Source organism: Peribacillus asahii (assembly GCF_004006295.1).
GTDB lineage: Bacteria > Bacillota > Bacilli > Bacillales > DSM-1321 > Peribacillus > Peribacillus asahii_A.
In genome coordinates this window covers 615,580-642,238 of record NZ_CP026095.1, presented here as the reverse complement: position 1 = coordinate 642,238, position 26,659 = coordinate 615,580, and the positions used below count along the sequence as shown (strand labels likewise).

Here is a 26,659-nt window from a genome sequence, read left to right as displayed (position 1 = left end):
AATCTGTAACCCTAACCCTTGTCATTACATTCCACCTAGTCCAGCAAACATGCCGCTGATAACCGCCATTCCAATTTGGAAAAGAAAAAACACAATCGCAACAGTCCAAGAAAGACCTTTAGACAAACGCGCTACCTTGTTCAAGCCAATTCCGGTCAAAATAAGACTCCAAATCGTAAATACTTCGATAGCTCCTAATACGTAAGACTCTGAATTAAGCAGCCCTGCCAAACTCGTTACATAAATTTCCGGATTGCCGCCTATAAGAAAACGAACAAGTCCATTTAGTAATGCACCAAGTGCCACTATAAGACAAATATATGTATTCATCGAGAAAAGCTGTTTAAACGTAACATCTGATTGAGCAATCTTCGCAATAATTAAGATAATTACACTACTAATCAAGACAGAGATAATAGGCGTAAATAGTCCCATCACAATACCCAATACAATCGTAAAAATCTCCATTAATACTTGTCCTTCTGCCGGTATACCCTCACCAATAAGACTAGCCGTGTCCATCGCCATCATCGTCAAAACGGTTCCAACTGTAAAAATCGTTGTTATAATCAGCATAGCCAACCAAATTTTTGGATGTTGCCGGATTCTCTCCAATTGCTCTCCGGGGCTTCCAATCATTCCGAATAAGGATGGCTTCAACTGTGCCCCCTTATTCACATTTTCCAATTGCTCCTCCATATCAAACACTCCTTTATTAACCAGCTTCCTAAGTTTATACGAATTTAGCATAAAAAGGTTTCAATCCCTTTAATTTCAGTGTGTCAATCTTTAAAAGAAGAGGTTCACTCAAAAAAGTCCATTCATCATGTCCTTTTAGAGTGAACCTCTTCTTTGAATTCCCTATATGAGGTGAAACTTCCATCAGTGGGAGTTTTCCTTTATCCCCACTGATGGTTAATCATGTTCCACGGGCAGTTGTCTCCTAACTATCTTCTTTGTTTCCTCATAAGTTTGAGGTGGTAGGCTTACTGTCCGTTAAGTGTGGGATAAAATTACATGCAAAATACTTCAACTTCACAACGAGGGCTATATTGAGTTCCCTCTTCCTTCTCTACCTTGTTTAGAGTTACGATTTGCCCCTTTCATTGGATCTTCTCCAGCAGCAAATTCAACCGTATAGTCCGCTTCCTCAATGTTTTTCTTCGGTGTTTTACTATATTTCTCTACAGCGTTTCTTTCAGCTTTTCGCTTAACCATCTAATCAATCCCCTTTCTGATGTAATCCATACACCAATAGTTTCTCCACTCCGTCCTAGAATATGAATCATTTCTCAATTAATACAAGACGTGATAGTTATTGATACATGCATAAGCTTGCCATAAAAAAAACCCTTCCTTTCAAAACTCAAAAGAAGAGTAAAATGACAAAACCATCAAATATCTAAAAAGTTAAGTTCTCTAACTAACCTTTATCAATGTAAAAAAATAATTGCTCCCTATTATTAGGTTTATATAAATCATTCAATAAATTATCTAATCTATGACTGAGCTCTATTGTATCAGGGTGTGTTAAGCCAAAGCCTATGCCAGTTAGTACCATATTTTTTCTTGTTACTTCAATCTCTTCTATTAGTTCTCTATTTGATAATTCCCCAATCATAGTACACCCCGCCCTTATAAATTATATAAACCATTAATTTATGTAAAGTTAATCATTTTTACCATTTTTAAACATTATATACGAAAAACAAAGTGATTTGAAAGAGTTTCTATATAAATGATAACGATAATTCGAAATATTTTGAAAATCCAGATAATTTCCAGTGATAGAAAGGCTATATTCCATTTTGATTGAACGACAGCTATTCATTAAAGCACCCAATTGCACAACAAAAAAACCCTGCATATTTAACACAGGGTTTTTGATTAAACTCTATTCACGCTACAACAGTTATTTATAGTGCTTTCACAGCCAAATTCTGACCAAGTGACTAATTATCAGTAAAGAATGAGAAAAACCTTTACTAATAGTAAGTTTAGTTTATTTCTAGCAAACTACTAATTCTTTTTTCTTTTTCTCTAACAATGGGAATGACCTTTTCACCAAATGCTCTTAGGTCTTCTTCATAGTGAAGAAACCCTGTAAGTACGATATCAACGCCAATTTTTTTCAATTCAAGGATGCGGTCAGCCACTTGTTCAGCCGTTCCAATGAGTCCTGTTTTAAAACCGTCATTATATTGTACAAGATCTTCAAAAGTGGATTCCGCCCACATCCCTTTTCCTTCAGGCGAGGCTGCCCCCGCGGTTTGAACTGAGCTTCTGAATCCTTCAACCGCTTCTTTATGCGCATTTTCCACAATATCGCGTAACACTTGTCTTGCCTCTTCTTCTGTATCACGGACAATGACGAAACCATTAACCCCAAACTGGATGTCACCTTTACCGCTAGCCTTTCTCAATGCTTTTACTTCATCAATTTGTTCCTTAATTTTTTCAAGGGAGCCCCCATTCATAAAATATACATCGGAAACGCGTCCAGCCATTTCTTTGGCTGCTTTAGAATTCCCTCCTTGAAAGATTTTTGGCGGATTAATAGGTTTGGGCTTTAATGGTGCATCATTCAATCGGTAAAAATCCCCTCGATAATTCGCCTTTTCTTTTGTCCACATTTCTTGAAGAACTTCGATAAATTCTTCAGAGCGGCGATAGCGTTCATCATGATCCAACCACGGTTCTCCGTAGCCCTGAAATTCACCTTTAAACCAGCCGCTGACAATATTAATAGCAGCACGACCATTGCTAATATGATCAATCGTTGAGATAATTTTCGCTATAACTCCTGGATGCCATAGACCCGGTAGAACAGCTGTAATAATGTTCAATTTTTCTGTTGAAGCGGCAAGTGCAGAAGCAAGCGCAGAAGCCTCTAATTGATTTTCAGCGCCATAGCTTGCGAAAAACCTTGTTTGCAATAGGACATAATCGAAGCCAATTTCTTCAGCAATTTGAGCGTAGCGCTTATTATCTTCAAATGACCAGCCTGTTTTTTGTGGTAATTGAGAGACGACTAGACCTCCACTAACGTTTGGCGCCCAATAAGCAAATTGTAAACTCATAATAGTTCCTCCTTCATTTTTAGAATAAAAAAGAGACTCACATCAGAATCCTTAGCGAAAGGAATCAACATGAGCCTCTGGTGGTCCAGTAAGCAATATTTATTCAACTTGTTAAATAGACATAGGATTGTTGATTTTTGGCTCCTAGATAGGAGAATGTGAGAAAATCAAATTGGATTTATATACAACCTCTAGCTTCTAGCAGACTAATTCTATTTCATAGGCCTGTTATTTAACAACGGCTGGTTTAATATCCCCACCGAATGGACTAAGGAATGTTCGTTGGTTCGACGTATCCTTTCTTTCTATTGGAAGTTTAGGGAATAATAATTCGGCTGTTGTATAGGCTTCTTCTAAATGTGGATAACCTGATAGAATAAACGTTTCGATGCCTAAATCGGCGTATTCTTTTATACGTGCAGCAACCGTATCGGGATCGCCTACAAGTGCTGTACCTGCACCTGTTCGCACCAATCCTACTCCGGCCCATAAATTTGGACTCACTTCTAGTTGAGCACGGTCTCCTTCATGCAGACTCGTCATTAAGCGTTGACCTTCTGAATCCATACGCTTAAATACTTTTTGCGCTTGTGCAATGGTTTCGTCATCCACGTGTTCAATGAGCTTATTAGCCGCTTCCCATGCTTCCTCTTCCGTTGGACGTACAATGACGTGTAGTCGTATGCCAAATTTTAATGTTCTTCCTTGCGTTGCTGCGAGCTCACGCATTTTATTAATTTTTTCCTCCACCTTAGCTGGCGGCTCACCCCATGTTAAATATACATCGACATGCTCTGCAGCCACATCCATTGCAACGGGTGAAGAGCCTCCGAAGTATAATGGCGGATATGGTTTTTGAATCGTAGGGTATGGTAATTGACCCCCTTCGATTTGTAAATACTCTCCTTTTAAATTGACTTCTTCTTCTGTAAATAATTGACGCCAAATTTTTAAAAACTCATCTGTTAACTCATAGCGTTCGTCGTGATCTAAAAATACACCTTCTCCTGCCAGTTCTATTGGGTCACCCCCAGCAACAACATTAATTAATAATCGACCATCAGAAAATCGATCTAATGTTGCAGACATACGTGCCGCAAAGCTTGGTGACATTAAACCCGGGCGTACCGCTACTAGATACTTTAGATTTTTTGTTACAGGTACGAGTGTCGAGGCGACAATAAATCCTTCTTCACACGTTTTTCCCGTTGGAATTAAAACACCTGTATAGCCTAAATCATCTACTGCTTCTGCAATTTGCTTACAATAGTTATATGTTGCGGGACGTGAACCTTCATTATTATTTAATTGGCGAAAGTCACCATTCGTCGGGATAAACCAAAAGATTTCCATTAACACTTCCTCCTTATGAATACGCTGAAATTTCTGGGTATTGGTTATTTAAAGTATACTGACCAAGATCACGAATTTTATAGTCAATCGGGTCATGTAATGTATGGGTACGTACATTACGCCAGTAGCGATCAAAGTTATATTGCGCTGAAGTTGCCCGAGCCCCCATCATTTGGAACACCCGACTTGTCACATCAAGCGCCGTTTGTACGACTTGCACTTTCGCAGTGGCAACAGCGATACTACATTCCCCACGCTGTTCTTCCGTAATGCTAGTTTTTAGCGCCCATGTATTTTCCAATATCTCATTAGAAATATGTACAAGAGCATCCGCAGCCTTCAATTGGACAAATAAGTCACCGTAGTGATAAATGTTGTACGGATCATTTATTGCTGCATCAACATGAGATGTCACCCACGGACGCGTCTTCGTTTTTGTATAGTCTTTGGCAGCTGCAAACGCACCTTCAGCTGTCCCAAGTAAAACGTGAATCAAAATAGACTGAGCAATATGCGTACGTACTGTAGCGAATAAGTTGCTATCAGTCGCTTCGTAAGCATCAAGTACCTCTGTATCATGTACAATTACATGTTCAAAGGTCACAGAACCACTATCCGTCTGACGCTGTCCAAAGCTATCCCAATCATGCCCCAACAAAATACCTCCGCGATTTGTCGGAATGACAGCAATTAAGACACCAGAACCGTCATCCTTTTGAGCAGAAATGAGTAACCTATCTGAATCTGCTGCACCAGAGCAAAAGCTTTTTTGACCATTAATGATCCATCCGTTATCTCCCTTTGTAGCAGTTACATGAGTATCAAGAGGATTAAACGCATTCCCCCAGAAATAATTGTTTTCTGCTGTTTCCTTTGTAAACTGCTCAACTTGTTCTGGTGTACCATATAGCTCAACGGAAGCAAGACATAAAAAATGATAACCAAATAAATGAGCTACCGAACTATCTACTTTAGCCATTTCACGTGTAATACGTAAAACTCTTTTCCAATTCTCTCCGTAACCACCGTATTTTTTAGGGGCTGTTAAACGGAGTAACCCACTGTGACGAATGAGGTCACGCTCCTCTTTCGCAGTACCGCCACGCTTATCTCGTTCGCTTGCTGTTTTTGCAAATTCTTCTGTTAATGATTTCACTATATCTTGTAGTTTTTGTGCTTTTTCAATTAGCATGGAAACCCCTTCCCTCTTATGCAAAAGTCCTTGTCATTTCATATCAATAGGACCTTCAATTGTCTAACTAGCTACATAATACACACTATATATATGGACTAACTAGGAATTGTAGCTATAGTAGTTCCTAATTTTCTTGTAACACCTCATTTGCTTGATACCAAAAATCTTCTAGCTTTCTTGTCAAACCACCTGGTCCAAATTTTACCTTTGCTTCATCCGTACAACTAAAAATCATAAATCGCAACATAACTTTTCTTCTATTCAAAATATTAGTTAATCCTCTATTATAAAACCAAAGGTCAATCGTATTATAAATTCCTTTATTCAGAGAAAAATGTTGTTCGCAAAATTGAGTGAATTTCAAATCAGGTACATGACAAACTTTTTCAAACTTATCCATAATTTCCTCTTCCCATATGTTATTTAAGTAAATGAAATTGCTTACGAGCATAAAATTTATCAGCCTTTAATTGAGAAATTAGATCTTGTAATTGGTTAAACTTTTTCTCCTTTCGAATATAAAACATTATTTCCACTGTTAAAATTTCATCATAAATATATTCATTAAAATCGATGATATGAACTTCGATTGTTTGATGGTTACCATCGTTAAAAGAAGGGCGATTCCCAACGTTCATCATACCTAAATATTTTTTTGACTGATAATACACGTATACACCATAAACTCCACTTTCTAAGAAGACATTGTTTGCAATATTCAAATTGGCTGTCGGAAACCCTATCGTTCTTCCGAGCTGCTTCCCTTTCTCAACCTGGCCAACAATAAAATGATCAACATACTGACGTAATGCGTTCATATGAACCTCCTTGTGAAAATGTTTTATAAAAAAGACAGAGGCCTCCTAAGCAAATACTTAGAAAGCCTCTAGTTGTCTAGTCGGTCTAATATTATATTTGTTAATACTATAATACCTATTATTCCTAGTAGTCAAGTGTATTTTACAGAAAAATTTGAATTTATTTAAATTTAAAACATGAAAAAAGGATAAGCTATATAAAGTCACTAATCATATAATTGCATAAGCGGAAAACAAAAAAACTGCACTTCAATGGTTAGTCGATTCTAACCATTGAAGTGCAATTCCATCGCAGATTAAGAAGATTTCTTCTTTATGCTGCTTTGTTAATATCTATTGTTTTTCCTTCTTTACGCCACTCTTTAAATTCAGCCGCTGCTGTGAACAGTACGTCTGTAGATGAGTTAAGTGCCGTTTCAAAAGAGTCTTGTAAAACACCGATGATAAAGCCTACTCCAACTACCTGCATAGCAATCTCAGCTGGGATTCCAAATAAGCTGCATGCTAGAGGAATCAGTAATAAAGATCCACCAGCAACTCCTGAAGCACCGCAAGCACATACAGCTGACAATACGCTAAGAATGATTGCTGTAGGGATGTCCACTTGAATACCAAGTGTATGAACCGCTGCAAGTGTCAAAACAGAAATAGTAACAGCAGCACCAGCCATATTGATGGTTGCGCCTAATGGAATGGATACTGAATAACTATCCTTATTCAAACCTAGATTTTCACATAATCTCATATTGACAGGAATATTAGAAGCTGAGCTACGTGTAAAGAATGCTGTAATGGCGCTTTCCTTTAAGCACTTAAAAACAAGCGGGTAAGGATTTTGTTTTATATAGACAAACACAATGATTGGGTTGATAACCAACGCCACAAAGAGCATACAGCCAATTAAAATAGCAAGCAATTTCCCATAGCCTAGTAACGCCTCAAGTCCATTTGCAGTAATAGACTCAAATACTAGACCCATGATTCCTAATGGCGCCAACTTAATAACCCATGTAACCAATTTCGAAACAGCATCTGAAAAATTAGCAATCATCGTTTTTGTCGTATCAGCGGCACTTCTTAAAGCCAAACCAAGAAGTATCGCCCAAGCTAAAATACCGATGTAGTTCGCATTAGAGATTGCACTAACTGGATTATCAACAACGCTCAGCAGTAATGATTTGAGAACCTCTACAACACCGCTAGGAGGCGTCACACCCTCAGCACCCTTTGTAAGTGTTAACCCTACAGGAAAAATAAAACTTACAATAACAGCGATTAATCCAGCTAAAAAAGTTCCTAACAGGTATAAGAAAATAACGGATTTCATATTCGTTTTGTGACCACTCTTATGTTGAGCGATGGCCGACATAACCAAGAAGAGTACCAACACAGGTGCAATCGCTTTCAGAGCACCTACAAATAAAGAGCCTAAAAGTGCAACAGGTTTTGCTGCTTCTGGAATCGTTATAGCCAAGATAATACCAATAACCAAACCTACAATTATTTGTTTTACCAGACCCAATTGACCCCACTTTTTCAATATGCTTTTCATAAATGTTCCCCCACTAGTCTAAGATAAAATTGTAGCGTTTTTAATATTGAGCTATTCCTTTCTCATAACCTTGCGATAGAATTAAACCTATTACAAAAAAGATACAACCGAATACAATAAATGGCTTTTATTAGATATGTACCAACCCTAGTCCTAGAGTTTGGCTTTTGATTTTCGCCTTTGGTGCTCTTTCAGAGTCCCTCCAAAGGGTCTATCTCTAATAGAGGTCAATTATTCATTAGGCCCTGTTATAGGACACTGTTTAATAAAGTCATTCATTAAATAAGCTTTTAGCTGATTCATTTCTTCAATGGATGACAATCCCTACCTTATTCCACGATATAAAGACAACTGTATTTCTAACAAATATTATTATACTGACTTTCTTGTTATATTACAATATTATTTTCTTTATTGGGAAATATTATAATTTTCAAAACTTTTATCTAAATGAAAAGGCATGAACCCAATATAACTTCCGAGTTCATGCCTAACAAACTGTTTAACGAAATAACTTGTCTAAAGGATCTTATAAAAAACCATTCTCAAAGATTTCACAAAACACCCTTTTCTATGGTCCATTTAACCGAATCGGCCAGTAACATAATCTTTCGTTCTCTGATCCTTTGGCATAGAAAAGATATGATCTGTTTCATCATATTCAATAATTTCACCGTTTAAGAAAAAAGCAGTTTTATCAGATACACGTGCTGCTTGCTGCATATTATGTGTAACAATGACGATGGTATAATCCTTTTTCATGTGTGTAATCAATTCTTCTACCTTTAACGTTGAGATTGGATCTAATGCTGAAGTAGGCTCATCCATTAAAATGATTTCTGGTTTCATGGCAATTGCACGTGCGATACAAACACGTTGCTGCTGACCGCCTGATAGCCCGAGTGCTGATGTTTTAAGGCGATCTTTCACTTCGTCCCAGATTGCCGCACCACGTAAGCTCTCTTCAACAATCTTATTCAATTCTTTTTTATTTTTAATTCCCTGCATCCGGGGACCATACGCTACATTATCATAAATACTCATAGGGAATAGATTTGGCTTTTGAAATACCATACCTACCTTCGTTCGTAACTTAATCACATCATTGGATCGGTATATGTTTTCATTATCGACGACAATATCACCGGTAATCTTCACACCATCAATCAAATCATTCATACGGTTTAGTGTTCGTAAAAAAGTTGATTTACCACAGCCAGAAGGACCAATTAAAGCTGTAACTTCCTTCTCTTGTATATCTAATGATACGTTATAGAGTGCCTGTTTTTCTCCATAGAACAAATTCAAGTCTGTTACACTAATTTTCGCTGCCTCTCCTGAATGCTGCTTCATTTGTGAAAGATTCCCCTTCTCTGCATTATTACGTTCAATCACTGTTGTACTCATTAACATACACCCCATTTAATAGTCAGCTTTATTTAACTTTTTTGATATAAACGTCGCCGAAAGGTTGAGAACCAAAATGATAACAATTAATACGATTCCAACGGCAGCGGCAAGTTCAATATCTCCGGACTCTTGTGTAACCAAATATGAATGCACCGTTAACGTTCTTGCCGATGAGAAAATACTTTCTGGCATCGCAGCTACCGTTCCAGCAGTTAAAAATATCGCAGCCGATTCACCAACAATCCTTCCGATTGAGAGAATAATTCCAGATAATATCCCCGGCATCGCACTTGGTAAAATCACTTTATATAAAGTTTGCAGCTTCGTTGTTCCCAAAGCTAGAGACCCTTCCCGATACGAATGAGGAACCGTTTTTAAAGCCTCCTCTGTTGTACGGATGATGACAGGCAGTACGATAATAGTTAATGTTAATGAAGCAGCAATAATCGACATGCCTAACTTTAATGTGGTTACAAAGAATACGGCTCCGAATAATCCATAAATAATCGAAGGTATCCCTGTTAAGCTCTCTGTAGCAAAACGAATCATTTTTACTAATCGGCCCTGCTTAGCATACTCTTGCAAATATACAGCAGCCAAAATCCCAATTGGTGTTGCTATTAATAACGAAATAGCGATTGTGTATATGGTTGTAACAATCATCGGCCAAATCCCGCCATCTCCTGCCGGTGAATAATCGCCAAAGATAAAATCGAAGTTTATTAAACGATATCCTTTATAAAAAATATATCCAACAATCGTTACGAGGACGGCAACTGTTAAGAAAGCTGAAAACCACAGAAGTCCGCGCAACAAGTTATCCTTAAACTTTCTCAACTTAATTACCACCTTTCGAACTGATTTTTGCTAATACAAAGTTTAATAACAAGATAAAGGAGAATAAAACAATACCTGTTGCAAACAGCATTTCTTGATGCGTTCCGAACGCATATCCCATTTCTAATGCGATATTTGTAGTTAATGGACGAACACTGTCTGTTAAACTAGTAGGAATGATGAGACTGTTTCCCGCTACCAATATAACAGCCATCGTTTCTCCAATTGCTCTCCCTAAACCTAGTACAATTGCTGCCATAATTCCTGATTTAGCTGCGGGTACCACTACTTTAAAAATAGTTCCGATTTGAGATGCTCCGAGTGCCAATGACCCTTCACGATACGTTTTCGGAACAGCACGAATAGCTGTTTCAGCTACAGTCACAATCGTTGGCAGCATCATAATGGCTAAAACGAGAATGATAGCTAATAAACTTTGCCCTTTCGCTAAGCCTAAATTATTTTGTAAGAAAGGGACGATGATAGCAAGGCCGAATACACCATATAAAACAGATGGAATACCTGCCAGCAGCTGCACGGCCGGTGAAATGATTTTTGCTATGCTTTTTGGTGCAATTTCTGCTAAGAAAATGGCTGTAAACAGCCCGATAGGAACTCCGATAATTAATGCACCAAATGTGGCGAATATGGATGCAACAATCATTGGAAAGATCCCAAATTTATCTTCACTTGGCACCCAATCCACTCCAAAAACAAAGTCAATAAAGCTATATCCCTCTGCTACAAATGGATGTGAGCCTTTATAAAATACAAATCCAACGATTAACAATAAACTGAGTACTGAAAGAAGTGCACAAAACAGAAAAATTCTTGCTGATAACTTCTCGAGCATATACTTCCTTTTATTTGATTTTCCGATTTCTAACGTTTGTTTTTCAGTAAGTGGGCTTGGCATGCTTCATTCCTCCAAGATTGCTTTTACACATGATGGTTATTTCCAACGTGCGTTAACTAGTACATCCATGAATGTTCATTATTTTATTGGTATAGCTCCTGTTTCTGACACAATAGCTTGCCCCTCTTGACTCAAAATATAGTCAATAAATTGTTGTCCACCATCCGTTAAATTCTCTTTCTTATAGACAAACAAGAACGGTCGTGACAAGCTGTATTTTTGCTGCAGAACATTTTCCGCTGTAGCCTCTACTCCATTAATCTTTACAGTGGAAATAGAGTCATCAATATATTCAAATGAAATAAAGCCTACTGCATGCTTATTCGTCGCAACAGTTGTTTTTATATTACCGTTACCGCTCGCAACTATGGAACTTCTTACTAATTCCCCTGAAGTGTACCCTACGATTTCTTGAAATGCATCACGTGAACCTGAGCCATCTTCACGGGAAACAACCACAATTTCCATGTCATCTCCTCCAAGCTCCTTCCAGTTCGTAACCTCTCCGGTAAAAATTTGCTTCACTTGCTCCATAGTAAGATTTTTCACTTTATTGCTTGGGTGAGTGACCACCACGATTCCATCATAAGCAATGACTACTTCATTCAAACCATTAGCCTTTTCTTCTTCTTTTAAATCACGCGAAGACATCCCAATCTCTGATACACCACTTGTTGCGTTTGTTATGCCAGCAGAAGAACCTATTTGATTTACTTCTATATTCACTTTATTTTTTTCTTCATATTTAACTGCTAGTTTTTCAGCTAAAGGCCCTACAGATGTGGATCCTGAAATAGATAGGGTACCTTTACTATCATTGGACGATTCTGTTTCACTATCATTACTAATACCACATGCTGATAATACAGCAGCTAAGGATAGTACCAATAATCCTATCGTCGCTTCTCTTATAAACCTCATTTCTATACCTCCAAGATAATCTATTGGCCACTTCTCTTTGTCGTATTTTTTCTACCCTAAGAATAAACACACGATGTTAATGCTCTATGGATTCTTTGTAAAGGTTTTGTAAATTCTATTAATCGCGGGTTAAAACACAGTAAACATATAGTGAAATTATGTAAAGATATGGTAAAGATATTAGATTCTATAGCTAAATTTAAAAAAACTTAAACAGGTTAACTAATACAAGTAGTAGTTAACCTGTTTAAGTTTTTTAATCGTCTTAATGAATAAGGAAGAAACAAAACCTTACTCCATATGTGTTTACCGGCTTTTTTTGTCTGGGGAGCTTAACAGTGAATATATAGGAAATCCCCCCTTCAACAACTAATTACTAAACAAAGTACTCTCTTAGATATGTTGAACGATGGCCATTTCACTAAAGACGAATGGCGAACTCAAAATGAAATGATACGTTATGAATACCTAGCATTAAACGATTAGTTGATTGAAGCAAGTATAGGAAAAAAGAAACACAGGAACTTGCTGTTATGGTCGATACATTCAGACCGCTGTATTCGTGAAAAAGGCACATGAGTTAGTATGAGCAGCTGGCTATCAAAATAAATTCAATAATAGTTTAATTACTGTCACAATAATTAAACTACAAAACAAAAAGTCTTAATCCCTATAATTTGGAGGAATTAAGACTTTTATTTCATTATATACATAAGCAATAGTCTCTTAGACCATTTCTGATAGCTTTTCATTCGCCTGATCAACATATAATTCTTTGACCTTAACATGTGACGGCAGCAGCGGATGATTGCGTATGATGTTGACAGTTTTTTGTACGCTATCCGTTAAAGTTTCGCCTCCATGTAGCCATGAACTTACCGTACCCTCAGGAAATTCCGGCATGCAATTTTTAAAAAGATAATCTAATGTTTGAATCTTGTCCTGCAATTCTTTGTTTTTATATATTTTGTTCAGTATATCCTCAGTATTCTTTTGATCATCGTTTGTGGAGACCACAACGATTTCATCAACATTATCCTGGTACACAGCAATAATGATGTCCCTCATCAAATCGTCGAATGGGTATGAAACGACTGGCTGATATGTTTGTAAGATGATCATGTTTTCCGGATTGACATTGGTTTCTTCTTTAATGAATCGTTCTAATTTCTGCTCGGTTCCAATCACAAATAGTACTTTTTTCTCTTCATCTCTAGACATCCAATTCACCCCATAATTTTTCTGAATTTTGCTCTAAATACGTTTCCTGACTCTTTCTTATATGAAAAATGCGCGAGTCCGAATAGATCCTTTTGTTTTTAACCTAATTTGCTTTGCAGGTCACTGGAAAGCTTAAAGACCATTACTCGTTCTCCAGTTTGTGTACTAAGATCGGTGTGAAAACCTACTACTTCTTCCCCTGTTATCGTTAAGATAATTTCTTTTAAACCATCCAGACCAGATTCCACTAAACTGTTGCGATGTTCTTTTACCGATAACAATCCTTCCTTATCCAGACATACTGTATATTCAGCAGCAGTTAGTATACCGCGGAGTGTTACAATCACCATATCCCGTAAGATATCCGATTTAACAGATACGGAGCCTCGTCCAAGATAGGTTTTCTCCCAATGTGTTAAAGCTTTGCTTATTTCAGCTTCAATTGTTCCTTTTGTTTTTTCCATACCGATCCCTTTTCCTTTTTTCAAAGTTACATTCATAGATGACCAAATATTACCTATAATATTCTAAAAAACAATCTTTTCCACCCATGTGACGACTTTCTTTCAGAAAGCTTTATACCATTGCTGCAAAAGCGCCGGAAAGGAAAGCAGCCTCACACAAGGATATATATAAACCGGGAAAGAGGTTAAGACCAACTCTCCCAGTATCCTTCTGGATCAATGGACGCAAGCCGAATCCATCCATTTTTCACTTTTTGATGAAAGTCATGATTGTGGTCCAGCATCCGTTTCACATAGCCCCTCGGTGCTTGGATGACCACCAGCAAACGCAGTGGCTCATGATATGCCTCGTCATCCGATTTCATAACAGACTGCCAAGGAAGTCCGGATAATAAGTCACTGGCATTCCCCTGCATGACCCCAAGACCGGCTGTCACAGTTTGGGTTGTTTTATTCCCGCTTCCATAATAATGAGGGGCAACAGTAGATGCATAATATTGCAGGTTAATCCATTGAGTTACCGTTGCCGGCCCGGAAATAATGCTGGCGAGAATATCACCGTTTTTATCCTTCTTCCAGTTATAATTGTGGAGGAAAGTTCTTCCTTCCAGATTACAGCCTTGCGTCAGCCCGCGTTCCCCAATGATAAATGCAGCGTTACGTGCCAAGCCCCATTCCGGACGGACCTCACTCCAATCTTCTGAAAGGCGCTGCGCCTCAGCCTTCGGATCCTTAAGATAGGTTCCGATATTTGGTAACTGCGAAATCCGCTCGGCATTGGCTTCCTCACTCACCTTTGGCAACTCGGCTTGAACACGTTTAAACGCTTCCTTCGCTTTAGCTGATAGTCCCGGAACATAAAGCCAACGTAATTCATCAAGTGTGGTAATATGCTCGGCGGCTGTAAAAACAGTATCTTCTGGAATGATAATTCCCTCTGTTTCAAGACTCTTCCTTACGTCCGGAAGATTACACAGGGCTGCTAGCACCCGTGCATTGAATCCGCTTGATGCTCCTCCGCATGCACCGCAGTCGAGTGCGGAACGATATGGATTGTTCGTGCTATGACTTCCATGTCCGCAAATAACCACTAGTGGTGCAAATTGATCGGTGAGCCCCATCGTTTTTAGTGCTTGCCGTACATAGTGTACTTGTTCTTTCATGGAAAATCCAATTGGCAAATCTGTTTCCGATTGTTGCGTATAGTCAAGTGTAAGTTCCGTGGCTGGTTTATGCAGCCATGTTTCGAGTAATTTACTTAATGTCCGGCCTGCACTCCGAGGCATAAAGCTGCGGGCCAACGTTTGCAGGCTGAGCCAAGGACCGCTAATTTCCGGAAGCACCATGCTGGAAACCAAATTATGTTTCATCGTTTTAAATGTATAACCGAGTGAGTTGACTGCCTGAGTCCGTTGTTCAAAGGATTCAAGCTCTGTTGCAAACTCTTGTACTTTGTATTGCGGTTTAAACATGACCGGCAAAGAGTTATGCGTGTGGTTACTGCCAAGCTCGCAAGTTTCAATCGGCAATCCAAAAAAGCCTGCTGTTCCAAAGGTCTCAAAATCTCCTGCTTTTTCAAGTTTGCGGCGAAAAGGCTCTGAACGCACATCAATACAAAATACAAATTGAGCGAGTGCCGGCTTTACATTTTCTGCCGCTGCAGCAGGCTGTTGGGATGTAATCATCGTCTTCAATTGGTCTTCATATGTTTTTTCCCATGCTTCAAGCAAAAGCCGATTGCGCAGAACCTTATCAAAACGATACGCAAGGGCCAAACGTGCCTTTATTTCTGTAGAGGATAACTGTGACCAAGCATTGATTGGCAGGTTCCCCCATTCCGCCCAAGCTGCAATTAATGGTTCTAGATTTACTTTCTCATTTCTTTGTTCAGGCAAAGGAAGATAGGGTTTAACTAAAGCCCATTCCATCGAAATTCTTACAGCTAAATAGTCAAGCAGCAGTGAAGTTTCTTCGGCTGATTGCTGTGAGCGCCAAAGCATCATTCCCCCCCAGCCCGGCAAAGCAAGGAAATGCGCTTCTAAATAGTCTTGGATTTCTGAGAAAGGAATTTCCAGTAGAATCAAGACTTCCTTTAAAGCAGCTTCTGCTTCTACCGGCAACTCACTTAGTTGTTTACGTACCTTACGGCTAAGTGCCGAGTCATGCTGGGCTAGTTTCCGCCACGCATGATAGAAACCTTCTTCCCGATTAGGCATCGACCAGACAGCCTGGGACTTATCCAAAAACAATTTACACCACTTGATCATATGGCGGTTTAACTCGTGTGCTGTATTCACCCTTCCCAGTTGTTCCAAGCGCTGGCTATAGGTTTTGACCGAATGTTTTTCTGTCATGCGGGATGTAAAACGGCTTAGTTTTCTTGCCATGCTTTTTAACTCAGGTGATTCCAACGTACTTGAACATGGTTGGTTCTGTAAAAGTGCGGCCCGGCAAAACTGCTCTACAACCTCACACGGCAACTCCAAAGACTGTGAGTTTAGCCAATGCTGCAATTCCTTTTCTAAAAAATCCTGATGAATCTCCCCTCGATCCCGTGCAGACTGAAATACGGAATCATTGGGGTAGATATCTACATCACAAGTATCTTTGAGCCAGCGTGCCGTTTTTTCAAACGCTTGTCTCTCCAAGCCTACCCAGGGGTTTCGTGCTGCAAATGTGTTAATAGGCCCGAGCGGTACAATGACACTGCTGGCCGATTTCACCAAGTCATTAAGATCAAAATCGAGGGTATCAGGAATACTTTCCCAATGTAATGTTTTTTCTAATGGTATATTCATCGTAAATGACCTCCTCTAAAGAATGATTGTGTCAAATGCTTAGGGTGACTTTCGACCAAATCATTTTGGGGCTCACCTAATCGTACAAGCCAAAGATAAATGAGAGCATAGGCACTTGATGAACGATGACGAGCCAGCCATACACCTGCAGCACTTCCGGCCAATAAGATAATCAGCAGCAAAACGGCTGCTGGTGCCGGTGTTTGAATTCCTTTCGGGATTGTATCTTGTAACACACTATAAAACGCATCATGTACCAAACTGTATACAATAGCCGCTCCTGCAAGCAAAGAAAATCCTGCTATGCGCCCGATACGTCCGGATCCAAAAGCTACGAGCTGGGCCCAGGCAAATGAAACGGACCATCCTAAAGTAAGAGCGCTTATCAATTGATAACCCTCTCCAGGAGCAGACATCCAAAGACCAATTGCCACCAGGAGGCCTAAAATCCCGCCAGTAATTGTCCATACTAATGGTGTTGACTGGTTCTTCCTAGAGGTTGACTCCTCGTGGTGATGAAGCACAGAGCCAGCCTGTAAGAAAAGGGTTGATTTGAATAGACCATGTAAGACAGCGTGGATAATGGCTGCCAAATAAGCACCTAATGCACATTGGATTAACATGAACCCCATCTGCGCAATCGTAGAACCGACCAGCTGCCGTTTATAATCAACGTGAACCAGCATAATTCCCGTCCCAATCATGACTGAAACACTGGACAATAGAAGCAAAATAATTTGGGCTATATCTCCGCTAAAAAGCGGTGAAAATCGAGTCAAGATAATTCCTCCTGCATTCACTAATCCTGCATGCATGACCGCGGAGACAGGCGTTGGAGCAACTACCGAATCTAATAGCCAACGTTGGAAAGGCCATTGTGCTGCCGGAATTACGACAGCCAAGATTAGCAGCAGATTAATACACGTCTTTTCCCATGAATCAAGCTGTGCAAGACTGCTTTCGGTGAGAACGAGCGACAGCTGCCAATGCCCCGTAGCTTGGGTAATCCAGATGATAGCTCCCAACAGGATAAGCCAGCCTAGTGCAAACAGACGTCCGGATTGCTTAGCAGCGTTTCTAGCAACATTCCACTCTTTTTTTAATCTTATAAGCAAAGTCAGTCCTAGGAGTGTAACCCCCCAGCAAACTAGCAGCAGGCGGAGGTCATTACTTAGCCAGACACCTGAATCAGCAGTAGTAGTAATCGTCAGCAGAGCAAAATATTTTCGATAAGAACGATCACCGAGTAAGTAACGAACAGAATAGCGCTGCACGATAAAACCGATTGTAAGGACAAACAAAGCTAGCAGCCATGATAAGGAATCAAGCCGCCAAGGGCCATAAATCATGGTCTCATGGTTTGTAACAAGGGCCAGCAGAGCAGCGACCGGGGGCAGCAATGTGACACCGACGTGAAGCCGAACAAAAGACAGCGGAACCCTTGGGTGTAACAGGAATAGCCCGCTAAGCACCGATATGGCAAGCAATCCAAAAAATATTTCTGGCAGAGAACTTAACATTTCACTTCCCCCCATCGATGTATGGAAGAAACCATCATTCTAAAAATATGACTTTGACCGATTCCCTTCATTACGCTACATTCCTTTCTGTTTTATCTTTTTAAAAAAAAAAACCGACAATTTTTTAAGCATAATGGTTACATCCATTAAACTTTGAAAATTGTCGGTTTACTTTTAACGGGCCCATTCAGGCCTTTTAATAGTCTACCTAATTATATAATTTTCTTTCTTCCAATAAGGAAGAACAATTACGGTTATTCTCTTTGTTATAGATTTGCTTTTTCATATAGTCAATAGAATGTTATTAACCTCATGCTAAAGTAATCTATTTATTTAGAGAAATCAATTAAACAATTAATTTATGGTATATATATTACTATTTATTAAACATTCTGTCAAGTTAGAATTTAGTCCAAGTTTACTTATGGTGGATTTCCAGGAACGAGAACCTCATTTCCATTCAATCCCAGAACTGCGAGGATTCCTTTTAATTCAAAAAAATGGCCCTAAACATGAAGAAAGGGCACAAATCTTACTACAGAATTGCGCCCTATAATGGAATAACTAAGATGCTTATATTAGCTGGCATAGTTCTATAAGAACAGTAAAAATTTAAATCTGAAGAGCTTTTTGTAATGATTTTTTCATTGCTTCTACAAAGTTCTGACGTGTCTCTTCAGATAATTCTAATAAGGAAAGATAGGGATTTAAATCTTCTAATTCGACTAATAAAAGCTCCCCTTGTTCGCTTCGACAGGCATCAACTCGTTGAATCCCCCAGTTAAGATTATTCCAGTCGATGAAACGTTTAGCAAAAGCTAAATCTTCTTCCGTAGATACATACTCTTTCAATTCCCATCTTTTATCTTTATCTGGTGCATAAAGAGCATACTGAAATTCTTTGTCGATAAAATAAAATGAGACTTCATATTCAAAATTGATAAATGGTTGTACCAATGGATTTCTCGTTTCCGAATTAACTTTTTCACTCAATTCATCTTTTGTAACAAATTCCATTCCGATAGAGTCTGCTCCATCTTTCGGCTTTACGATATACGTGTCTACACTAGGAAGTTTATTTAGGGAATCAAGGTTATCAATCGTTGGAATAACAGGAAAATGAGCATTTGTTAGTTCAATTAAATATTCTTTTCCGTTCATATCAGCCTTTCCATTAAACGAATTATATGTGTTTAAATGTTTAGAAACAATTCGGTTGCGGAATGCTTCATATTTGTCTTTAAAATTTGCGACTGGACCTGCATTTCGGAAAACAATTAAATCAGCATTATCTTCAAATGCTTCAATATCTTCAGGATGACAGATGACCAAATTAAAGGCTTCTCTAAGTTTAGAAGTTAGAAATAAATCCTCTTCATAATAGTTTCTTCCTTTTGCTTCATAATATAAATCTGTTACAAATAGTAGTGTCTTCATTACGCCTTCACCTGCTTTTCTTAAACTTTTATTGTAAAACATCCTAAAAAATAAAAAATCCCGTCTCAGTAAGAGACGAGATTGAAACTCGCGGTACCACTCTTGTTTAATAAAATGTTTGAATAACACTTTACTACCCTTTACAAACGTACAATCATACGTTGTCCCTTATAACGGAGGAAACCGATAAAGCTTACTAAACATTCGGCTTTACTTCTCGAAAATGATTTTCGGTTATTATCTGAACACTGGTTTTCAGCAAAACACCAGCTCTCTTTGGAACAGAAACAATAACGTACTCTTTCTCTTCATAGAATTTAAATCCAATTGGATTAATTAGACATTATTATATATTAATCAGAAAATAAAACAAATGGATATTTAAGGAAGTCTATTGAATTTCTTTATACAATTATTTGCTTCAACACTTTAATATCCAATTCCCTTTAAAAGTGTTGCTCCACAAACTGGCCCTATTGTTGAACAGCACTTTTAAACTAACCTGTTCCATTCGTTTAAAATAGACCCTACCGGATGCCTAACCAATTTATGATGCCTCTCACAGAATATGTTGTCTCTGTAAGACCCGCGAGAAAAAAATTCAAATATACTAAGACATATAGCTACTTACAAACATATGCCCGATTTGAAATTTGATACCTTAACTTCAGAGATGTTACTGCGTTTCGTTGATAAAATTGAAGTAACTGAAACTAAAGATGTTAAGATTTACTATAAATTCACATAGGTTGAAGGGTTTTAATCCCCTCAACCATTTTTTAAAACTATCTGTGAAACAACTTCCACATGCGCCGTCTGCGGAAACATATCCACAGGCTGCATATATTCCACTTTGTACAGCTTGCTTAATTCATGTATGTCCTTCGCTAAGGTTGATGGATTACAGGATACATAGACAATTTTCTTCGGTTTGACTTTTAAAATCGTGTTCAGTAAGTTTTGGTCGCAGCCTGTTCTCGGCGGGTCGACGACTAAAACATCCGGCTTCCAACCTTCTTTAATCCAGCGCGGCATCACATTTTCCGCTTTGCCAACTTCATAACGAACGTTGTTTCGGTTATGACGTTTCGCATTTTTCTTAGCATCATCAATCGATTCTTTGATAACATCCATGCCGCGTACTTCTTTTGCTTCTTGAGATAGCCACAGTCCAATTGTTCCCACTCCACAATACGCATCGATCACTTTTTCTTCGCCTGTCAATGCGGCTGCTTTTTTGACTTCATCATAGAGCTTCACAGTTTGAATTGGGTTCAGTTGGAAGAACGTTCGTGCTGATAGTTCATAGGATAAATCGCCAAGTATTTCATTGATGACTTTTTCACCAGCTAAGTGGATCGTTTTATCTCCAAAAATGAGCGATGTTTTCTTATTGTTAATGTTTTGAACAATGGATTTCACTTCAGGAAGTTGGTCACGAATTTGTTTAATCAGCTTGTCTTTTTGCGGAATGTCTTCTGTTCCCGTTACAAGGACAACTTGGACCTCTCCTGTTTCAAAACCTACGCGAGTGATAACCGTTCTAATGACCCCTTTATTCTTTCGTTCGTTATAAATAGGGATGTTTAGGTTTTTTAAAATTTTCTTAACAGTACGCGTTACTTTATTTGTTGCTGAATGCTGCACGAGACAATTTGGAATGTCGATTAAAGAATGTGAGTTTACTCCATACAAGCCGGCAATGAGCTTGCCTTCTTTTAATCCAACTTGATATTGGCTTTTGTTGCGATAGTTCCACGGGTCTTCCATGCCAATTGTATCTTTAATATTTAAAGCAGAAATCGAATTTTTCGTATATCGTTCCATCGCCTGAACGACGATGTCACGTTTTTCAACGAGCTGTTGGCTATAGCTTAAATGTTGCAGCTGGCAGCCGCCGCACTCCGCATAAATCGGACATGGTGCTTGAATGCGATGTGGTGATGATTTACGAATCGTTTTAATTTTTGCTTCAGAGAATTTAGGTTGAACTTGCGTTGCAACCGCAACTATTTCTTCTCCTGGTAACGCACCTGGAACAAAGACGACTTTCTTTTTAAAATAACCGACTCCTTCTCCGTTAATGCCGAGTCGTTTGATTGTTAAGGGAAACGTTTGATTCACTTCTAATTGATCGTTTGTCATTTCTTTTCACTCCGTTTTTCCATGCTTCAAAAGCATATGCGTCTCTTTGACAGTTTGCAACGTATTATATCATGTTTTTATCTAGAATAGAAAAACAGAGCCCAAATGAGGGCTCCACTTTATTATTAATACAACATCCGATTCGGCAATTGCTGCTCAATCATTAAATCATCCAGACTTTTGAATACATACCCTTGTTTTTTCAAATCCGTTAAAATAGAATCAAGTGCATCAGCATTATCTTTTGAAACAGTATGGATAAGTAAGATGGCTCCTGGATGAATTTGTTTCATTACTTCACCGTGAGCATAAGCCGCTCCTTTTTGTTCATTAACAACCCAATCTTTATAAGCAAGCGACCAAAATATATGATAATAGCCTTCTTCTTTAGCTACTTTCATCGTTCTTTCACTAAACACTCCACGCGGCGGACGCAAATAATTCATTGTTTGCTGACCTGTTAACTCTGCTGTTTTTTCTTTGACTTGACGTAATTCTAATCGAATCTGTTCATCTGTCATAGCCGTCATATCCGGATGTGTCCATGAATGGTTTCCCACGATATGTCCTTCTTTTACCATTCTTTTCACAAGTTCGGGTACTGTTTTTAAATAATGACCCGTTACAAAAAAGGTAGCTGGTACGTTTTGTTTTTTAAGTACATCTAAAATTTGGCCTGTGTATCCATTTTCATAACCATTATCAAACGTTAAATAAATCTCTTTTTTCGAGGTATCCCCTAAATAAACCGCCTCATATTTTGGCAGCATTTCGTCAAATTTTTGGCCTGCTTCAGCTGGCTTTCCGTTGCTTCCTTTCTTCATTCCCCAATTATATGATTCGGCAAAAGCCGGAGTTGCTAATGCCCATAATACACTCCAAATGGTCAATAAACAGATTAGTTTCTTCATTTTTATTTAATCCCCCAAAATGCTTTTCTCTTATTGTTTGGCGTAAAAGCATTTATATGTAAGGAGAAGGAATTGGCAGGATTCCAATAAAAAACCACCCTTCCAATATAGAAGAAGGATGGTCCCAATCTATGTTGATTTATCGTTTAAACAATGATTCTAATGCTTTCCAAACAATAATGACAGCGAAAAGCAAGACAACAACAATGCCAATCACAGCCAAAATAGGTTCAAGCCCAGCAAAAATTGTACCAGCGACAGGAAGAAGGATAAAAGCAAAACCGGCTAATAGAGCAAAGAAGTATAACCAATAATTATTTTGCATACCATTCCCTCCTTTCTGCTACTATTATATGCTCGCCATTTTTAAATATTTGGACATTTTGGAAATAATTTTTTCTCTTGAGCATATATTTTTGCTAAAAGGAGGCGCTTTCATGGCTGAATGGTGGATCATTTCGATGGGGTTTATTTTTTGTCTCGGCTTAGTAGGCGGCGGCTTTGTCTATGTCCTCAAAAAAGCATTGAATTCGAAAGATGCCACAACCATTGATCCTTTGCCAAGTGAAGAAAATGAAAGCTAAGAAAAGAGCAAGGTTTCTGGAGCTAGATATCAAGACATATCTGAAGTTTTACACCTTCAATCATCTTATAAAAAACGGGTGCTCTCTCTATTGGAGAGGCACCCGCTTCTTTCTTATTTAAATACTGTTTCTTTAAACTTAGCTAATTTTTCTAATGATGTTTGTTGAACGTCTTTGTGTAAGCTGTTTCCGTGTGAGTCCATTGTAACAACCGCCGTGAAACCTTCAACACTTAAGTGCCACATTGCTTCAGGGATACCGAACTCTGTAAAGTTCACACCGTCAACAGATTTGATACAATCTGCATAGTATTGAGCCGCTCCACCGATTGCGTTTAAGTAAACGCCGCCGTGCTCTTCAAGCGCTGCCAATGTTTTTGGTCCCATTCCGCCTTTACCGATAACAGCACGGATTCCGAACCTCTTCATGATATCCCCTTGGTATGGTTCTTCACGAATACTTGTTGTTGGACCAGCTGCTTTTACATGCCATTTACCTTCGTCATCTTTCAGCATAACTGGACCACAGTGATAGATAATTTGACCATCTAAATCGATTGGTGAATCATTTTCAGATAAGTGCTTGTGGATTGCATCACGGCCTGTGTACATTCTACCGTTAATATGAACAACGTCACCGACTTTAAGTTCACGGATTTTCTCTTCTGTAATTGGTGCTTCTAGAACAACCTCACGAGGTCCTTCTACAGCTGCTTCAGATGCTGCTGCTGTTTCTTGCTCTGCTTGCTTATCTTCAAGTGCGAAGTCGATTTTTTCGCCTTCTTGATATAACCATTCGTTAATTTCGCCTGTTTCAGGGTTTACTTTCACACCTAAGCGACGGAATGCCCAACAGTTGTACGCAACAGAAACGAAGAAACTAGCTGGAAGACGGTGCATAACACCAACTTTACAACCTAATAATGTTGTTTCACCGCCAAAGCCCATTGTTCCGATGCCTAATTCATTTGCATGCTCCATTACGTATTCTTCTAATTTACGAAGATCTTCGTTTGGATTTACATCATCATTGCTGCGGAAAAGTTGCGCTTTTGCTAAATCGTATCCTGAAGAGCGATCTCCACCAATTCCAACACCGATGAATCCAGCACTACATCCTTGCCCTTGTGCTTGGTATACAGAGTGCATGATACATTTACGAATACCGTCTAGGTCACGACCTGCTTTACCTAGTCCTTCAAGCTCACATGGAAGGCTGTATTGAATATTTTTATTTTCACAACCGCCACCTTTAAGAATTAGGCGCGCATCGATATAATCTTTATCCCATTGTTCAAATTTGATAACCGGAAGACCTTCTCCTAAGTTATCACCGCTATTTTCCCCTGTTAAAGAGTCAACTGCATTTGGACGAAGCTTTCCTGCTTTTGTCGCAAGAACTAACGCATTGCGAACCGCTTCTGCAATTTCAAGTTGATTTACGCCAACTGGTGTTTTAATTTTGAATGTTGGCAGTCCTGTATCTTGACAGATTGGAGATACATTATCATCCGCCATTGTAATGTTATTTGTAATCGTTGCCAAACTCATTGCTGAACGTGTACCAGCATTTTCGCGTGCTTTTGCACCTTTAATTGCACGACGCACGTCTTTTGGTAAATTTGTAGATGTTTCTACAATTAGACTGTACATACTTTCTTGAAATTTAAACATATCCATCTTGCAGTCCCCCTCAATCCCCTATATTTAATTGCGATGTCTATGTTTCTCTGGACGTAGACATCACTAAATGAATTTAATACCTGTTTCATTATACATCTATCCCTATATTTCGAAAAGACAGACTTTTTATTTCATTAGAAAACTTGTCTCTGGCATGCTTATAGAAAAAGACATAGCGACCCTTATACAACAGTTTTAGACATTGCCATTACGTCAAAACCAATCGCCTTCAACCAATTTATCCCAATGTTATATTCCAAAATAAAACCTTGTTTTTTTAAAAAACAAGGTTTTATTGAATATTCAACGAAAAGGACTCATACTATCGTACAAATCCTACTCTTATCCGCGGCTCTTGAATTGTTCGACTTTCTCCTCTAATTCGTCAATCATATTAATTAAACGATCAATATCTTCTAACTCTGTATGTTCAGGTTCAATGCTATCTAGAACCTCCATAAATATCGTTAAACGTTCCTTCAAATACTTAACTTAATCATCTTTACTGTGAATGGTTTTTCCCATGAAAACATTCTCCTTCCGTCTTCGTCTATTTATCGTATCGAATCTATATATAAAGTGCAATTGAAATCTCGCCCGAAGCGTCCCATTATTGACATTAATTATTCGGTTTGTTCATAATGGGTTAGTGCATTAATACGTAAGGAGCCTTAGACTATGACAATGAAAGAAACGATACTAACACCAATCACTCCCGAGCATGATCCTTGGGAAGCCTATATGGATATTGAGCAATACGGAAAAATGACGCTAACCAACGTCGAGTTTACGACAACAACCCTTTGTAATATGCGTTGTGAGCATTGTGCTGTAGGCTATACATTACAGCCAAAAGACCCTGATGCCCTTCCATTAGAGCTACTGATTCAGCGCCTCGATGAGATTACAACATTACGTTCCCTTAGCATTACCGGCGGCGAGCCGATGCTATCTAAAAAATCCGTAAAAAATTATGTGTTGCCTTTATTGAAATATGCACATAGTCGTGGGGTACGCACACAAATCAATTCTAACTTAACCCTTGATTTAGAACGTTATGAAGACATTATTCCTTATTTAGATGTTCTACATATTTCCCACAATTGGGGGACGATTGATGAATTTATCGACACAGGTTTCGCAATGATGGATCGAAAACCAACACGTGAGCAACGTAAAAAATTATTCGATCAAATGATTACGAATTCCCGTGCTTTATCGAATGCTGGAGTACTGGTTTCTGCTGAAACAATGTTAAATAAACGAACCTTACCCTATTTAGATCATATTCATAAGCAAGTTGTGGAAGAAATGGGCTGTAAACGCCATGAAGTGCATCCTATGTATCCCAGCGATTTTGCTTCAGCATTAGAAACGCTTCCTTTAAATCAAATGCGTGAAGCTATTCATCACTTACTAGATATTCGAGATGAAAATGTATGGATGCTATTTGGGACCCTTCCTTTTTATCCATGCAGCAATAATAAAGAAGATTTAGAGCTGCTAAAACGTTTGTACAATTCGAAAAAAGTAACCGTCCGAAATGACCCAGACGGACGCTCCCGCTTAAATATAAATATTTTCACGGGCGAAGTAATTGTCACTGATTTTGGTGATGCACCGTCGCTTGGGAACATTGTCGATCAACCACTTACCAAATCCTATGAAACGTGGATGAACTCTAAGCTGGCCGCTCAACTCAACTGCCACTGTCCAGCTGTAAAGTGTCTCGGACCAAATGTGTTAGTGAAAAATGCTTATTATCCGAAAACAGACTTTCAAAGTTGTACGTCTCGTATTTAAGAAATATGTGAA

Annotated in this window: 25 protein-coding genes, 1 pseudogene and 1 other annotated feature; of the genes and pseudogenes, 3 read left to right on the top strand and 23 right to left on the bottom strand. The window is 38.7% G+C overall.

Going from position 1 to position 26,659, the window contains the following annotated elements; genetic code table 11:
- Positions 1-24: 24 nt before the first annotated feature.
- The 18 genes from BAOM_RS03220 to BAOM_RS03140 all read right to left on the bottom strand — a co-directional run bounded on the left by BAOM_RS03220 (position 25) and on the right by BAOM_RS03140 (position 19,522).
- Positions 25-699: a YknW family membrane protein gene (locus BAOM_RS03220; RefSeq protein ID WP_252282961.1), complete on the bottom strand. Its 675-nt coding sequence runs from the start codon at positions 697-699 to the stop codon at positions 25-27.
- A gap of 348 nt (positions 700-1,047) precedes the next feature.
- Complete coding sequence (locus BAOM_RS24150; protein ID WP_164853119.1) at positions 1,048-1,218, bottom strand: hypothetical protein; 171 nt, start codon at positions 1,216-1,218, stop codon at positions 1,048-1,050.
- Positions 1,219-1,423: 205 nt separating this feature from the next.
- The gene (locus BAOM_RS03215; protein ID WP_127759027.1) at positions 1,424-1,621 is read right to left on the bottom strand and encodes an aspartyl-phosphate phosphatase Spo0E family protein; all 198 of its coding nucleotides are present in this window, start codon (positions 1,619-1,621) and stop codon (positions 1,424-1,426) included.
- Between the two features lie 376 nt (positions 1,622-1,997).
- On the bottom strand, positions 1,998-3,080 hold the full coding sequence (gene sfnG / locus BAOM_RS03210; RefSeq protein ID WP_127759026.1) for a dimethylsulfone monooxygenase SfnG: 1,083 nt from the start codon (positions 3,078-3,080) through the stop codon (positions 1,998-2,000).
- Positions 3,081-3,308: 228 nt separating this feature from the next.
- Positions 3,309-4,433 (bottom strand): FMNH2-dependent alkanesulfonate monooxygenase, encoded by a 1,125-nt coding sequence (gene ssuD, locus BAOM_RS03205; protein ID WP_127759025.1) that lies wholly within the window; start codon positions 4,431-4,433, stop codon positions 3,309-3,311.
- Between the two features lie 13 nt (positions 4,434-4,446).
- Positions 4,447-5,625 carry an acyl-CoA dehydrogenase family protein gene (locus BAOM_RS03200; RefSeq protein WP_127759024.1) on the bottom strand — a complete coding sequence of 393 codons (1,179 nt, stop codon included), beginning with the start codon at positions 5,623-5,625 and terminating at the stop codon, positions 4,447-4,449.
- A 127-nt stretch (positions 5,626-5,752) separates the two neighbouring features.
- Complete coding sequence (locus BAOM_RS03195; RefSeq protein WP_127759023.1) at positions 5,753-6,028, bottom strand: hypothetical protein; 276 nt, start codon at positions 6,026-6,028, stop codon at positions 5,753-5,755.
- 19 nt (positions 6,029-6,047) lie between these two features.
- Positions 6,048-6,446, bottom strand: coding sequence for a riboflavin kinase (locus BAOM_RS03190; protein WP_127759022.1), 399 nt, complete (start codon positions 6,444-6,446; stop codon positions 6,048-6,050).
- 313 nt (positions 6,447-6,759) lie between these two features.
- Entirely contained in the window at positions 6,760-7,998 is a 1,239-nt protein-coding gene (sstT, locus tag BAOM_RS03185; RefSeq protein ID WP_127759021.1) for a serine/threonine transporter SstT, read from the bottom strand.
- Between the two features lie 582 nt (positions 7,999-8,580).
- A complete protein-coding gene (pstB, locus tag BAOM_RS03180) occupies positions 8,581-9,351 on the bottom strand; it encodes a phosphate ABC transporter ATP-binding protein PstB (RefSeq protein ID WP_306821305.1) in 771 nt (256 codons plus the stop codon).
- 69 nt (positions 9,352-9,420) lie between these two features.
- Positions 9,421-10,245, bottom strand: coding sequence for a phosphate ABC transporter permease PstA (gene pstA / locus BAOM_RS03175; protein WP_127759019.1), 825 nt, complete (start codon positions 10,243-10,245; stop codon positions 9,421-9,423).
- A 1-nt stretch (position 10,246) separates the two neighbouring features.
- The gene (pstC, locus tag BAOM_RS03170; RefSeq protein ID WP_127759018.1) at positions 10,247-11,161 is read right to left on the bottom strand and encodes a phosphate ABC transporter permease subunit PstC; all 915 of its coding nucleotides are present in this window, start codon (positions 11,159-11,161) and stop codon (positions 10,247-10,249) included.
- Between the two features lie 78 nt (positions 11,162-11,239).
- Positions 11,240-12,082: a phosphate ABC transporter substrate-binding protein gene (locus tag BAOM_RS03165; RefSeq protein WP_127759017.1), complete on the bottom strand. Its 843-nt coding sequence runs from the start codon at positions 12,080-12,082 to the stop codon at positions 11,240-11,242.
- Between the two features lie 726 nt (positions 12,083-12,808).
- Positions 12,809-13,303, bottom strand: coding sequence for a carbonic anhydrase (locus BAOM_RS03160; protein WP_127759016.1), 495 nt, complete (start codon positions 13,301-13,303; stop codon positions 12,809-12,811).
- Positions 13,304-13,401: 98 nt separating this feature from the next.
- The gene (locus BAOM_RS03155) at positions 13,402-13,767 is read right to left on the bottom strand and encodes a Na-translocating system protein MpsC family protein (RefSeq protein ID WP_127759015.1); all 366 of its coding nucleotides are present in this window, start codon (positions 13,765-13,767) and stop codon (positions 13,402-13,404) included.
- 185 nt (positions 13,768-13,952) lie between these two features.
- Positions 13,953-16,565, bottom strand: a complete 2,613-nt coding sequence (locus tag BAOM_RS03150) for a DUF2309 domain-containing protein (protein WP_127759014.1) — start codon at positions 16,563-16,565, stop codon at positions 13,953-13,955.
- Positions 16,562-18,085 carry an NADH dehydrogenase subunit 5 gene (locus BAOM_RS03145; RefSeq protein WP_252282954.1) on the bottom strand — a complete coding sequence of 508 codons (1,524 nt, stop codon included), beginning with the start codon at positions 18,083-18,085 and terminating at the stop codon, positions 16,562-16,564. The genes BAOM_RS03150 and BAOM_RS03145 overlap by 4 nt, the downstream gene beginning before the upstream one ends.
- Positions 18,086-18,697: 612 nt before the next feature.
- The gene (locus BAOM_RS03140) at positions 18,698-19,522 is read right to left on the bottom strand and encodes an ATP-grasp domain-containing protein (RefSeq protein WP_127759012.1); all 825 of its coding nucleotides are present in this window, start codon (positions 19,520-19,522) and stop codon (positions 18,698-18,700) included.
- A gap of 68 nt (positions 19,523-19,590) precedes the next feature.
- Positions 19,591-19,843, bottom strand: a binding site (T-box leader).
- 283 nt (positions 19,844-20,126) lie between these two features.
- Between BAOM_RS03140 and BAOM_RS25440 the strand changes: the two are divergent.
- Positions 20,127-20,270 (top strand): annotated as a pseudogene (locus BAOM_RS25440) (DUF4368 domain-containing protein); the annotation flags it as partial.
- 20 nt (positions 20,271-20,290) lie between these two features.
- Here the strand turns inward: BAOM_RS25440 and rlmD are convergent.
- The 3 genes from rlmD to BAOM_RS03120 form a co-directional block, all read right to left on the bottom strand.
- Positions 20,291-21,667, bottom strand: coding sequence for a 23S rRNA (uracil(1939)-C(5))-methyltransferase RlmD (rlmD, locus tag BAOM_RS03130; RefSeq protein ID WP_127759010.1), 1,377 nt, complete (start codon positions 21,665-21,667; stop codon positions 20,291-20,293).
- A 125-nt stretch (positions 21,668-21,792) separates the two neighbouring features.
- Entirely contained in the window at positions 21,793-22,578 is a 786-nt protein-coding gene (pdaA, locus tag BAOM_RS03125) for a delta-lactam-biosynthetic de-N-acetylase (protein ID WP_127759009.1), read from the bottom strand.
- A 139-nt stretch (positions 22,579-22,717) separates the two neighbouring features.
- Positions 22,718-22,903: a hypothetical protein gene (locus BAOM_RS03120; RefSeq protein WP_127759008.1), complete on the bottom strand. Its 186-nt coding sequence runs from the start codon at positions 22,901-22,903 to the stop codon at positions 22,718-22,720.
- 112 nt (positions 22,904-23,015) lie between these two features.
- On the opposite strand from BAOM_RS03120, the gene BAOM_RS24145 reads away from it, so the two are divergent.
- Entirely contained in the window at positions 23,016-23,162 is a 147-nt protein-coding gene (locus BAOM_RS24145) for a hypothetical protein (protein ID WP_164853118.1), read from the top strand.
- A 113-nt stretch (positions 23,163-23,275) separates the two neighbouring features.
- On the opposite strand, the gene BAOM_RS03115 is transcribed toward BAOM_RS24145, so the two are convergent.
- Both BAOM_RS03115 and BAOM_RS03110 read right to left on the bottom strand, forming a co-directional pair.
- Positions 23,276-24,841, bottom strand: coding sequence for a fumarate hydratase (locus tag BAOM_RS03115; protein WP_127759007.1), 1,566 nt, complete (start codon positions 24,839-24,841; stop codon positions 23,276-23,278).
- Positions 24,842-25,186: 345 nt separating this feature from the next.
- Complete coding sequence (locus BAOM_RS03110) at positions 25,187-25,327, bottom strand: SE1561 family protein (RefSeq protein WP_257467583.1); 141 nt, start codon at positions 25,325-25,327, stop codon at positions 25,187-25,189.
- 201 nt (positions 25,328-25,528) lie between these two features.
- On the opposite strand from BAOM_RS03110, the gene yfkAB reads away from it, so the two are divergent.
- Positions 25,529-26,647, top strand: coding sequence for a radical SAM/CxCxxxxC motif protein YfkAB (gene yfkAB / locus BAOM_RS03105; protein ID WP_373995329.1), 1,119 nt, complete (start codon positions 25,529-25,531; stop codon positions 26,645-26,647).
- The last annotated feature ends 12 nt before the right edge of the window (positions 26,648-26,659 follow it).

Bases quoted from the DNA above. Each gene is read 5' to 3' on its own strand.
- BAOM_RS03220 (WP_252282961.1), bottom strand. From the start codon at position 699: ATGGAGGAGCAATTGGAAAATGTGAATAAGGGGGCACAGTTGAAGCCA.
- BAOM_RS24150 (WP_164853119.1), bottom strand. From the start codon at position 1,218: ATGGTTAAGCGAAAAGCTGAAAGAAACGCTGTAGAGAAATATAGTAAA.
- BAOM_RS03215 (WP_127759027.1), bottom strand. From the start codon at position 1,621: ATGATTGGGGAATTATCAAATAGAGAACTAATAGAAGAGATTGAAGTA.
- sfnG (WP_127759026.1), bottom strand. From the start codon at position 3,080: ATGAGTTTACAATTTGCTTATTGGGCGCCAAACGTTAGTGGAGGTCTA.
- ssuD (WP_127759025.1), bottom strand. From the start codon at position 4,433: ATGGAAATCTTTTGGTTTATCCCGACGAATGGTGACTTTCGCCAATTA.
- BAOM_RS03200 (WP_127759024.1), bottom strand. From the start codon at position 5,625: ATGCTAATTGAAAAAGCACAAAAACTACAAGATATAGTGAAATCATTA.
- BAOM_RS03195 (WP_127759023.1), bottom strand. From the start codon at position 6,028: ATGGATAAGTTTGAAAAAGTTTGTCATGTACCTGATTTGAAATTCACT.
- BAOM_RS03190 (WP_127759022.1), bottom strand. From the start codon at position 6,446: ATGAACGCATTACGTCAGTATGTTGATCATTTTATTGTTGGCCAGGTT.
- sstT (WP_127759021.1), bottom strand. From the start codon at position 7,998: ATGAAAAGCATATTGAAAAAGTGGGGTCAATTGGGTCTGGTAAAACAA.
- pstB (WP_306821305.1), bottom strand. From the start codon at position 9,351: ATGAAGCAGCATTCAGGAGAGGCAGCGAAAATTAGTGTAACAGACTTG.
- pstC (WP_127759018.1), bottom strand. From the start codon at position 11,161: ATGCCAAGCCCACTTACTGAAAAACAAACGTTAGAAATCGGAAAATCA.
- BAOM_RS03165 (WP_127759017.1), bottom strand. From the start codon at position 12,082: ATGAGGTTTATAAGAGAAGCGACGATAGGATTATTGGTACTATCCTTA.
- BAOM_RS03160 (WP_127759016.1), bottom strand. From the start codon at position 13,303: ATGTCTAGAGATGAAGAGAAAAAAGTACTATTTGTGATTGGAACCGAG.
- BAOM_RS03155 (WP_127759015.1), bottom strand. From the start codon at position 13,767: ATGGAAAAAACAAAAGGAACAATTGAAGCTGAAATAAGCAAAGCTTTA.
- BAOM_RS03150 (WP_127759014.1), bottom strand. From the start codon at position 16,565: ATGAATATACCATTAGAAAAAACATTACATTGGGAAAGTATTCCTGAT.
- BAOM_RS03145 (WP_252282954.1), bottom strand. From the start codon at position 18,085: ATGTTAAGTTCTCTGCCAGAAATATTTTTTGGATTGCTTGCCATATCG.
- BAOM_RS03140 (WP_127759012.1), bottom strand. From the start codon at position 19,522: ATGAAGACACTACTATTTGTAACAGATTTATATTATGAAGCAAAAGGA.
- rlmD (WP_127759010.1), bottom strand. From the start codon at position 21,667: ATGACAAACGATCAATTAGAAGTGAATCAAACGTTTCCCTTAACAATC.
- pdaA (WP_127759009.1), bottom strand. From the start codon at position 22,578: ATGAAGAAACTAATCTGTTTATTGACCATTTGGAGTGTATTATGGGCA.
- BAOM_RS03120 (WP_127759008.1), bottom strand. From the start codon at position 22,903: ATGCAAAATAATTATTGGTTATACTTCTTTGCTCTATTAGCCGGTTTT.
- BAOM_RS24145 (WP_164853118.1), top strand. From the start codon at position 23,016: ATGGCTGAATGGTGGATCATTTCGATGGGGTTTATTTTTTGTCTCGGC.
- BAOM_RS03115 (WP_127759007.1), bottom strand. From the start codon at position 24,841: ATGGATATGTTTAAATTTCAAGAAAGTATGTACAGTCTAATTGTAGAA.
- yfkAB (WP_373995329.1), top strand. From the start codon at position 25,529: ATGAAAGAAACGATACTAACACCAATCACTCCCGAGCATGATCCTTGG.